At 35.3% G+C, this 8,755-nt stretch carries 9 protein-coding genes and 1 pseudogene; 1 reads left to right on the top strand and 9 read right to left on the bottom strand.

Going from position 1 to position 8,755, the window contains the following annotated elements:
* The 5 genes from TJ68_RS02175 to TJ68_RS02195 all read right to left on the bottom strand — a co-directional run.
* A partial coding sequence (locus tag TJ68_RS02175; RefSeq protein ID WP_040928494.1) for a DNA translocase FtsK occupies positions 1-871 on the bottom strand: 871 nt, incomplete at its 3' end.
* 15 nt (positions 872-886) lie between these two features.
* On the bottom strand, positions 887-1,465 hold the full coding sequence (gene ytpR, locus TJ68_RS02180; protein ID WP_040928495.1) for a YtpR family tRNA-binding protein: 579 nt from the start codon (positions 1,463-1,465) through the stop codon (positions 887-889).
* A 14-nt stretch (positions 1,466-1,479) separates the two neighbouring features.
* On the bottom strand, positions 1,480-2,289 hold the full coding sequence (locus TJ68_RS02185; protein ID WP_040928496.1) for a DUF1444 family protein: 810 nt from the start codon (positions 2,287-2,289) through the stop codon (positions 1,480-1,482).
* Between the two features lie 12 nt (positions 2,290-2,301).
* Positions 2,302-3,294: a PTS sugar transporter subunit IIC gene (locus TJ68_RS02190; protein WP_040928497.1), complete on the bottom strand. Its 993-nt coding sequence runs from the start codon at positions 3,292-3,294 to the stop codon at positions 2,302-2,304.
* A complete protein-coding gene (locus tag TJ68_RS02195) occupies positions 3,291-4,367 on the bottom strand; it encodes a M42 family metallopeptidase (protein WP_040928498.1) in 1,077 nt (358 codons plus the stop codon). Before TJ68_RS02195 ends, TJ68_RS02190 begins: the two co-directional genes overlap by 4 nt.
* A gap of 73 nt (positions 4,368-4,440) precedes the next feature.
* Here TJ68_RS02195 and TJ68_RS02200 point away from each other — a divergent pair, with 73 nt between their 5' ends.
* Positions 4,441-4,740 (top strand): hypothetical protein, encoded by a 300-nt coding sequence (locus TJ68_RS02200; protein WP_040928499.1) that lies wholly within the window; start codon positions 4,441-4,443, stop codon positions 4,738-4,740.
* A gap of 79 nt (positions 4,741-4,819) precedes the next feature.
* Here TJ68_RS02200 and trmB read toward each other — a convergent pair.
* From trmB to TJ68_RS02220, 4 genes and pseudogenes are all read right to left on the bottom strand, one after another.
* Positions 4,820-5,453 (bottom strand): annotated as a pseudogene (gene trmB / locus TJ68_RS02205) (tRNA (guanosine(46)-N7)-methyltransferase TrmB).
* An 11-nt stretch (positions 5,454-5,464) separates the two neighbouring features.
* Complete coding sequence (locus TJ68_RS02210; RefSeq protein ID WP_040928500.1) at positions 5,465-6,256, bottom strand: phosphotransferase family protein; 792 nt, start codon at positions 6,254-6,256, stop codon at positions 5,465-5,467.
* A 310-nt stretch (positions 6,257-6,566) separates the two neighbouring features.
* On the bottom strand, positions 6,567-7,976 hold the full coding sequence (pepV, locus tag TJ68_RS02215) for a dipeptidase PepV (RefSeq protein ID WP_040928501.1): 1,410 nt from the start codon (positions 7,974-7,976) through the stop codon (positions 6,567-6,569).
* An 89-nt stretch (positions 7,977-8,065) separates the two neighbouring features.
* Positions 8,066-8,449: a hypothetical protein gene (locus TJ68_RS02220; protein WP_180953402.1), complete on the bottom strand. Its 384-nt coding sequence runs from the start codon at positions 8,447-8,449 to the stop codon at positions 8,066-8,068.
* Positions 8,450-8,755 lie beyond the last annotated feature (306 nt).

Here is an 8,755-nt window from a genome sequence, read left to right on the forward strand (position 1 = left end):
GTGCAAATCTATAGTCATTTTTTCTTAATTTTAAACTACTGTTTAAAAATAGAGATTTAAAATAAATTTCGCTTGGTTTTTCCAGTGGGAATTCAATTTGAATGTTATTATTTCCGAGCACTTCAGTAATAATACGCACCTTTTTATTTAAGGCACCCTCTAACTGAGCTTTCACATCTTCAATTTTTGATAATTTAAAATGTCTATCAAGTTGAATCGAATAAGAACCAACGATACCGTTTGAAAAGTATTCAACTACTTTTCCTTCTATACCCACCTGTTTAATAATTGCATTTATAGACTCAAGGTTTTCGTCATCATGTTTAACGAAGTTTTGATCTTGTTCTTTGCCTAATATACTAATCGGCGGAAGCGTCTTGCTTGGGCCGAGTTTACGTTCAGTTTGAACTCGTAATGCTTTTTCTTTGTTTGTGGTTTCAGGTTGCTTCGTTTCGATTGGACGCTTCTTCTCTTCAACTTTACGTTCTTGTTTTAATCGTTCTTTACGTAGACGTTCTTTCTCTTCTTTTTCTTTACGCTTTTTAACGATATCCCGAATAATTGGAGATTGATGGTGTTCAAATTTTCGTCTATATTCTGCAGTTTCATCATATTCACGGCGATACGGGTTCTTCGTTCCATGAATTGCTGAAGGTACGACGCGTGCTTTCGTAATCGTTTGACTCGAAGGACGCTTTACCGTACGTCTTTCAGTATAACGAGACTCTTGTTTCTCCTCTTGTTTCGGAATGTCTTTTTCTTCTTCAGATAACTCAAATGGAAAAGGAAAACGTTTATTCAATTTCATATCATCGATCGTCTGATTGCTAAATGTTCGATCTTGAAATCTATTCCTTGATCTTCTACGCATCCTAATCCCCTCCTATTATTTAAAAAACGGTTGACCAACTTCGTAATTATCGTCTAATACGTAAATACCTCTTACTCCGTCATCTTCTAGGTTTAACTCTTTTTTAGAGCAAATCATCCCATTTGATTTCACACCTCGAAGTTCAGATGGTTTAATATATAATCCGTTCGGCATAAAAGCACCGACTTTAGCGACGACAACTTTTTGTCCTTTGTCGACGTTTGGTGCACCACAGACGATTTGTAGTTCTTCATCACCAACGTCTACAGTCGTTACGTTTAATCGATCTGCATCTTCATGTGGTTTACATTCTTTTACATATCCGACCACGAATTTTGGTGATAAATCTGGATTGATTTCACCGAGATCATCCTTGATAATTTCATTAATTTTTTCTACGATTGGCTCTTCGTTTAACTCTTTAAGTTCTTCTTCTGTAAATGTTTCACTTGCTTTAAATATATTTAAACCGAGTAACTCATCGTTATCGACAATCGCTGTATACCCGTCGAAATCTTTCGTTTCGAAATTATCGCTTCCCTTTAATGATACGAGAAGGACATCTCCAATGTTTTTGTTATAAGTTAACTTCATTTAAATTCACCTTATTACTTTTTGTTTTTATTATAATTCTTTGCTTTACCGAGAATAAATACCGGTTCTAATTTTTTATGACGATAGCTAAAGCTTAAGCTCGTAATTGGTGTTAAACCTTCTGCAAAGTACTGCATCATCATTTGAGCCATAATATCATAGCCGACTTCATTTTTAACGTCGACGATAATTAACACGTCTTGATGTGGTAAACCAATCATCATTTCGCCTTCTAGTTTGCTATGAAAATTATTTAAAAATTCTTCGTTTAAAATTCTCGATGCATCATAACCGTCTCTATGACTTATGAAATAAAAATCATTTTCTTGAACCGTTTCTTTTTTATACTTGATGTCAAGTGTCTTTAAATTATTAAATGCTTTTTCTTTTAGCGCTTCTTTTGTAAGACCTAAAGTTTCAAGTAATGATTCATCGATTAACTCGTATGAACGTCCATGGTCGAGTGCGTAAAAAATAACTGTTTCTGCAGTATGCTCATCGTATATGAATTTCTTACCGTCTTTTGCTTCTTTTGGAAAACTTGTACTACGTACAACTGGATAAATCATTCCTTGATTTGTCACTTCATTCGTATCTGCCATACGCGTTAAAGTTTCAGATACGTAGTAGACAATTTCATCGATGATTTCTTCAGATTTCGTTGCTTTTTGAAGTAATTTGTTTAGTTGAACGTCCACTCCTTTATGGTTATCTTGGCGTTCAATTCTTAAAATTTCTTCTTTTCGATTGAAACGACTGTCGTATTGTAGATCCGTTTCATCGAGTTTTTTTAATACTTTATCTTTTAATTCAGTAACATTCATGAAATGCCTCCGTTATTGATTCCCTAAATTAAGTACTTGATCTCCAGGTTTAATAAGTTTCATACTCATGAATAACTTATAAAATGCATACGTTACTGCACCTGGAAGTAGTATGTGGAATATGATTATCATTATATATGTTGTCATACTTGGCCCCATCGTTTCAATTGCCATGATTTGACCAACGAGTCCACTCGTTCCCATACCTGCACCTGCACTATTGTTTTGCATCGGGAAAAACACTGTCATAATCGGTGCGATAATCACACTCGCTATTGACGGTGGTAATATAATCCACGGATTTTTAATGATATTCGCTACTTGTAACATCGAAGTTCCTAAGCCAATCGATAACACCCCTGATGATCCGTTATCTTTATAACTCATCAGTGCTAAACCGACCATATGACAGCAACATCCAACCGCTGCTGCAGCTGCTGCAAGTCCGTTAATGTCAATCATTACCGCTAATGCAGCACTAGAAATAGGTGCTGTTAATGTAATTCCAAATACTAATGCGACGAGCATACCCATAATAAATGGATTTTGCTCAACCGCAAAGTTCACAAACGAACCGAGCGATAACATTAATTTTGATATAAATGGACCGACAAATTTACCGACTAAAAATCCAATAATAATCGTGAAAATTGGAGAAATCAAAATATCTAATTTCGTTCGACCGGCATATAGTCTTGATACTTCAGTTGCGACTAAAACCGCAATAAAACTTCCAGCTACGCCTCCGAACTCATACGCACTATACCCGACTGTCACTGCTGAAAACACGACGAGTGGATGTGCTTTTAATCCGTATGCGATACTCGCACCAATTGCTGCACCAGTTAAACTCATCGCAAGTTCCCCAACGGGAATTAAACCACTGAGTGCTGGGATATATGTCCCAATCGTTTTAATAATTAGGCCAATGAGTAAAGAAGAAAATAGACCGAGCGCCATAAAGCTCATCCCGTCGATGAACCAACGCTTTAACAGTCCCCTCACCCTCTTAACTCCTTAACTTTTTCACTATTAATCCCTTTTACAAGTTCAATTAAAAACTTTTTCGCTTCTAAGTAGTCATTTTTATGAATAATCGAATGGTTCGTGTGAATATATCTTGAACAAATTCCAACGACCGCGCTTGGCACTCCGTTATTAGACACGTGAATGCTTCCAGCGTCTGTTCCACCTGGAGATAAATAATATTGATATTTCACATCGTGCTTATCTGCAGTTTGAAGTAAGTAATCTCTCATCGGTTTGCCAAGAATCATCGTACCGTCTTTAATTCTAAGTAATGTACCTTCACCAAGTTTACCGAGATCATCTTTTTTACCGAGCATATCGTTTGCTGGTGAACAGTCAACGACAAATGCAACGTCTGGTTGAATTAAATTCGCGCTCGCTTTAGCTCCTCTTAAACCAACTTCTTCTTGAACATTCGCACCGATATATAAGTTACAATCAAGTTCAACATCTTTTAGCGCTTCAAGCACTTCTAAAGCGATTAAACAACCGTATCGATTATCCCATGCTTTTGCTAACAATTTATTTTCAGTAAGTTGTTCAAATTGAACATTTGGCACGATTGAATCCCCGATATTTACACCCATCTCAAGTGCTTCCTCTTTAGAGTCTGCGCCAACATCTAACAACATATCTTTAATTTTTGTACCTGAGTCTTTAGACTCTCCACGTCTAAAGTGAATTGGCACACTGCCGATTACACCTGTTAATTCTTTATTATCACTAGTTCTCACCGACATCTTTTGGCTGAGTAATACGTCTTCAGACCACCCACCAAGTGGTGTGAACTTTAAAAATCCATTATCTGTAATTTCAGTAACCATAAATCCTACTTCATCCATATGACCTGCAACTAAAACGTTAGGAGCGTTTTCATTTTTTGAATTTTTAACAGCAAAAATGCCGCCTAAACCGTCATTAATATATTCGACGCCAAACGCTTCAAAATTCTCACGTAAATAATTGCGCACTAAATCTTCAAAGCCAGGAGCGCCGTGAAGTTCCGTTAACTCTTTCATTCGTTGTAGTGTTTTTTGACTGATTTCCATCTGAAAAAACTTCCCTTCTAAATTTATATTTATTGTTGATTATGGTAGACTAACAGAAAGGGAGGCTACCATAATGTCAAAACGAACTTTTTGGACAATTGTCTTAAGCGTTGTAACAATTGTACCTGTTGTACTATATGTCATCGCTAGACGTACAATCAATGTTGACAAGGTCTTAGATAATCTTTACTTACAATTTGACGGCATTTCTTTTGTATCTGTTGACTATAACAATTCTAACAATGAAAGCTTTGGTCAAGATAAGAAAGTACTAAATGGTGTCGTTCACGTTGAACAAGGCGACAAACTTCAAAAGTACAACTTCACAGCGAATAAGTACACTGGTGAAATCATGGAGATTACTGTTCAGTAATCTTCATGTTTTATTATTATCCATTTTATCAAACAATTGTAATTACCGGAACTATGAAAAAAGCACCTTTCTTAAGGTGCTAAAATTTTACAACTATTTTATATATATTAAATCCTTTTTGACTGAACTTTTCTTCATACTCAGTTCGAATGTTATCCTCATCTTCATCTGCATGTAAATCTAAGTTTAATTCTAGAAATTCCGTTTTAAAATTATTTAATGAAACTAAACTATATTCAAATAATCCTCTATTATCAGTTTTAAATTGCAATACTCCATCATCTTTTAAAATAGATTTATATTGTTTTAAAAATGATTTATACGTGAGACGTCTCTTTTCGTGACGGTTTTTTCGGCCACGGATCAGAGAAGTTTAAATATAATTTAGACACTTCATCTTTATTAAAATACTCATCTAATAGATTCGCATCATATAAAAGCAAGCGGACATTTGTCAGTCCTTCTTCTAACACTTTCTCTAAAACACGAATGAGTACGTTTTTCTCAATTTCAATTCCGACATAGTTAATATGTGGATTTTGTTTTGCAAGAGTCGTTATAAACTGACCCATTCCAGTACCGACTTCGATATGAATGTCGTTATCATTACCAAAGTACTCTTTAATTTTTGTTTTATATGTACCATCTACGTCGACGATATGACTATTTTCAGTTAAATAGTCCATCGCCCATGGCTTGTTTCGCATTCTCAATGTACTTACCTCTATACCATCATATCTTTCTCTAAAATATCATTTAAGAAAATAATCCAATGATTCATTTCTTTATATCTTTTACGGTCTTCGTACCACTGAATCATCGTTAAACATTGAATGAGTGTATACCACTTCATACGCTGTCTGAAATCATGATCGAGTGATTTTCCGTATTTAGATAGCCAATTTTTCCAATCTTTAAAATCGACATACGTATAAAGAATCATTCCGATATCGATTGCAGGGTCGGCGATCATCGCCCCTTCCCAGTCTACTAAAAATAGTTCATCTTCATCAGATAACAACCAGTTTTGATTATTGACATCTCCGTGACATACTCTACAAAATTCAGAATCGATATGTGGAATTTTATTATTTAAATATTTGATCGCTTTTCTTACTGTTTTATGTGCGTTAATTTTTGGTGAAAGTGAGGATTCGATTCTGTTTAATAATAATTCTGGTAACATCGGTTGCATCCCGAGACGCTCTAGCGTGTTTAGTAATTTATCCGACGAATGAATTTTACGCATAAGTGAAGCGACACGGTCAGAGTTCATTTCTTCATCGGTTAAACATCTACCGTTTTTCCAATGTTGAGCGGTAACAACTTCCCCTGTTTCGATTCGTTTTGTCCAAACGAGTTTAGGTACGATTCCTTCTACTGATAGCATCGTGATAAACGGACTTGTATTACGTTTTAAAAAGAATTTGTCGCCATTAATCTCTGCCTTATACGCATCACTAGACGAGCCACCAATAGGGTCTAACGTCCACCCTAGCTGATAAAAATGCTCCACCGTGTTCACCTCACTTTCTTTTCATAAACGTTTCATTAAAAAAAGCGCTAAGTAAATTTTTTAATTAGCGCACGATTAGTTGTATTTAAAATACTATCCACTTTCATAACTAAATTCAAGGTAAAAATGACGCTATATTTTGCCAACTGCTGTTATATCTTAATTAATAAGTGCTTAAGCGACCAATGTTATAAATGTTATTTTTTTGTTAATTAAAGTTAAGTCTTGTTAAACGAATGTACGTTCTGATTTAACACGCTTTAAAAAATTAATAAAAATAGACAGACCGATCGTCTGTCTATCATAAATATTATTTTTCTAATTTACCGTTTACTAGAATTTCATATAGTGCTTCTAAATAGATCGTTGTTGCTAATAAGAGTTCTTCTACTTTCATTTGCTCATTTGCTTGGTGCATTGTATCTTTTGTATCTTTAAACATCGCACCGTACGCTACACCGTTTTTTAGTACACGCGCATACGTTCCTCCACCGATTGTGAATGGTTCTGTGTCATCATCGACATGTTTACGATATGTTTCAGTTAACACTTTAACGAGCGGAGAATCTTTTTCGACATAATGCGGTACTTGATCATTGACGTTTTCGATTGAAACACCGTATGCTTCTACATCGTTTTTAAGTGCGTTTAGTGACGCTTTAAAGTCCATTCCCATTGGATAGCGTAAGTTCACACCGAAATAACTTTTATCGTTTAAATCATAACGAATGATTCCTGTATTGACTGATGTTTCACCCATTTCGTCATGGTTAAAGTCCATATCAAATAATTTACCGTCATAATTGTCTTCAATATATCTGTCGTAAAATGACACGAACTTATGTGCACGTGCGTCGATTGGAATGACTTTTAAGAAACGTAGTAATTCTATTCCTGCATTTTTACCTTCAATTGGTGTTGAACCGTGTGCACTTTTTCCGAACACAGTAATATTTACTTTGTTGCTGTCTTCAGTGAAGTCACCTTTTAATTGCATCTCATCTAAAAACGATTCAAATGACTGTTTTAATTTTTCAACATCTTTTACAGTGAGAGTCGCCGTCGCTGATTCAGGAACCATATTGTATCGATCACCTGACGTGAATGTATTTAGTACAGTATCCCCATACGCATCTTCATCGCTTTTAAACACGAGGTCAAACGTCGTAATACCCTTTTCACCATGAATGACTGGAAACTCAGCGTCTGGTGCAAATCCTGAATCTGGCATTTCTTCATTTTTAAAATATGCATCTGTACATAACCAATCAGATTCTTCGTCCGTACCTATGATTAAACGAACACGCTGATTTAATGGTACCTCAAGATCTTTTAAAATCTTCATTGCGTAATAAGCTGCGATAGTTGGTCCTTTATCGTCTTGGACACCGCGCGCATAAATGATGTCATCTTTAATAACTGGTTCAAACGGATTAGAGTCCCATCCTGTTCCAGCAGGAACGACGTCAACATGTCCTAGAATACCGAATAACTTTTCACCGCTCCCGAGTTCAATATGTCCTGCTAAATTATCTACAACTTTCGTAGCCATCCCGTCACGGTCACCTAAAGAAAGCATATACATTAATGCTTCTTTCGGTCCTTCACCGACAGGTGCATCTGGCTTAGCTTCTGTACGAACACTTTCAATCGAAAGAAGACCGTTTAAATCCTCCAGTATTTTATCTTTATACTGATTTACAATTTCATTGAAATTCATACAACTACTCCTTTCTATTTGTCATTATTATACTAAATAAAAGTTCTCATACAATAAAAAATCCTTTAGCACATGCTAAAGGATAAGAATTATTCTTTATTCATTAAAGTTAAAACAAAGAATAGTATATAGCTAATCAATAAAACTGATCCACCGATAATATAAATAATGAGTGATACAGTATCCGGGAAACTAAATGGATTCACAAACTGGAACCACATACCGAGTGTTAACCCAACAGTCCCAATGATTGCCGTCCATACATGTAACTTCGCAAGAAAACTTTCTTTTTGATGAAATACTCTATAATACATCGCGAAAGAAAATAAACTTAGCCATCCGACGACTAAAATATGTGCGTGGATCGGGCGAAGTTCATAACCGCCAGAGCCCGCCATATGTGCACCCATAAATGCACCCATCAGTCCGAAAGCTGCAGAAAATCTTAATAACGTTTTACTATAACTCTTCATAATTGCCTCCAAATGTGTTTTACCTTTAATTCAAACTATATAGAGTGAATATGAACGCAATATGAATTGTATTTTTGTGAATTGGATGGGGTATGTGCTATTTTTGGCGCTGAATTGATGTTTATTCGCAGTTAAAGTGTATTAGTGTATTTTCTTGTGGATATAATTAACAAAAATTTTTGGATTCTGTTAGATATATCGATTTATCTAACAAATTTAGGTATTGCGTCTCAATTTTTGTTAATTATAATTTTTTATCTAACATATTTCGGGTCTTCGATCCGATTTTTGTTAAATATCCTGATA

Source organism: Nosocomiicoccus massiliensis (assembly GCF_000438455.1).
In the GTDB taxonomy this organism is placed as follows: Bacteria; Bacillota; Bacilli; order Staphylococcales; family Salinicoccaceae; genus Nosocomiicoccus; species Nosocomiicoccus massiliensis.

What these genes read in the sequence shown, in the direction of transcription:
- TJ68_RS02200 (WP_040928499.1), top strand. Translation starts at nt 4,441, where the DNA reads ATGTCAAAACGAACTTTTTGGACAATTGTCTTAAGCGTTGTAACAATT.
- TJ68_RS02220 (WP_180953402.1), bottom strand. Translation starts at nt 8,449, where the DNA reads ATGAAGAGTTATAGTAAAACGTTATTAAGATTTTCTGCAGCTTTCGGA.
- pepV (WP_040928501.1), bottom strand. Translation starts at nt 7,976, where the DNA reads ATGAATTTCAATGAAATTGTAAATCAGTATAAAGATAAAATACTGGAG.
- TJ68_RS02185 (WP_040928496.1), bottom strand. Translation starts at nt 2,289, where the DNA reads ATGAATGTTACTGAATTAAAAGATAAAGTATTAAAAAAACTCGATGAA.
- TJ68_RS02195 (WP_040928498.1), bottom strand. Translation starts at nt 4,367, where the DNA reads ATGGAAATCAGTCAAAAAACACTACAACGAATGAAAGAGTTAACGGAA.
- ytpR (WP_040928495.1), bottom strand. Translation starts at nt 1,465, where the DNA reads ATGAAGTTAACTTATAACAAAAACATTGGAGATGTCCTTCTCGTATCA.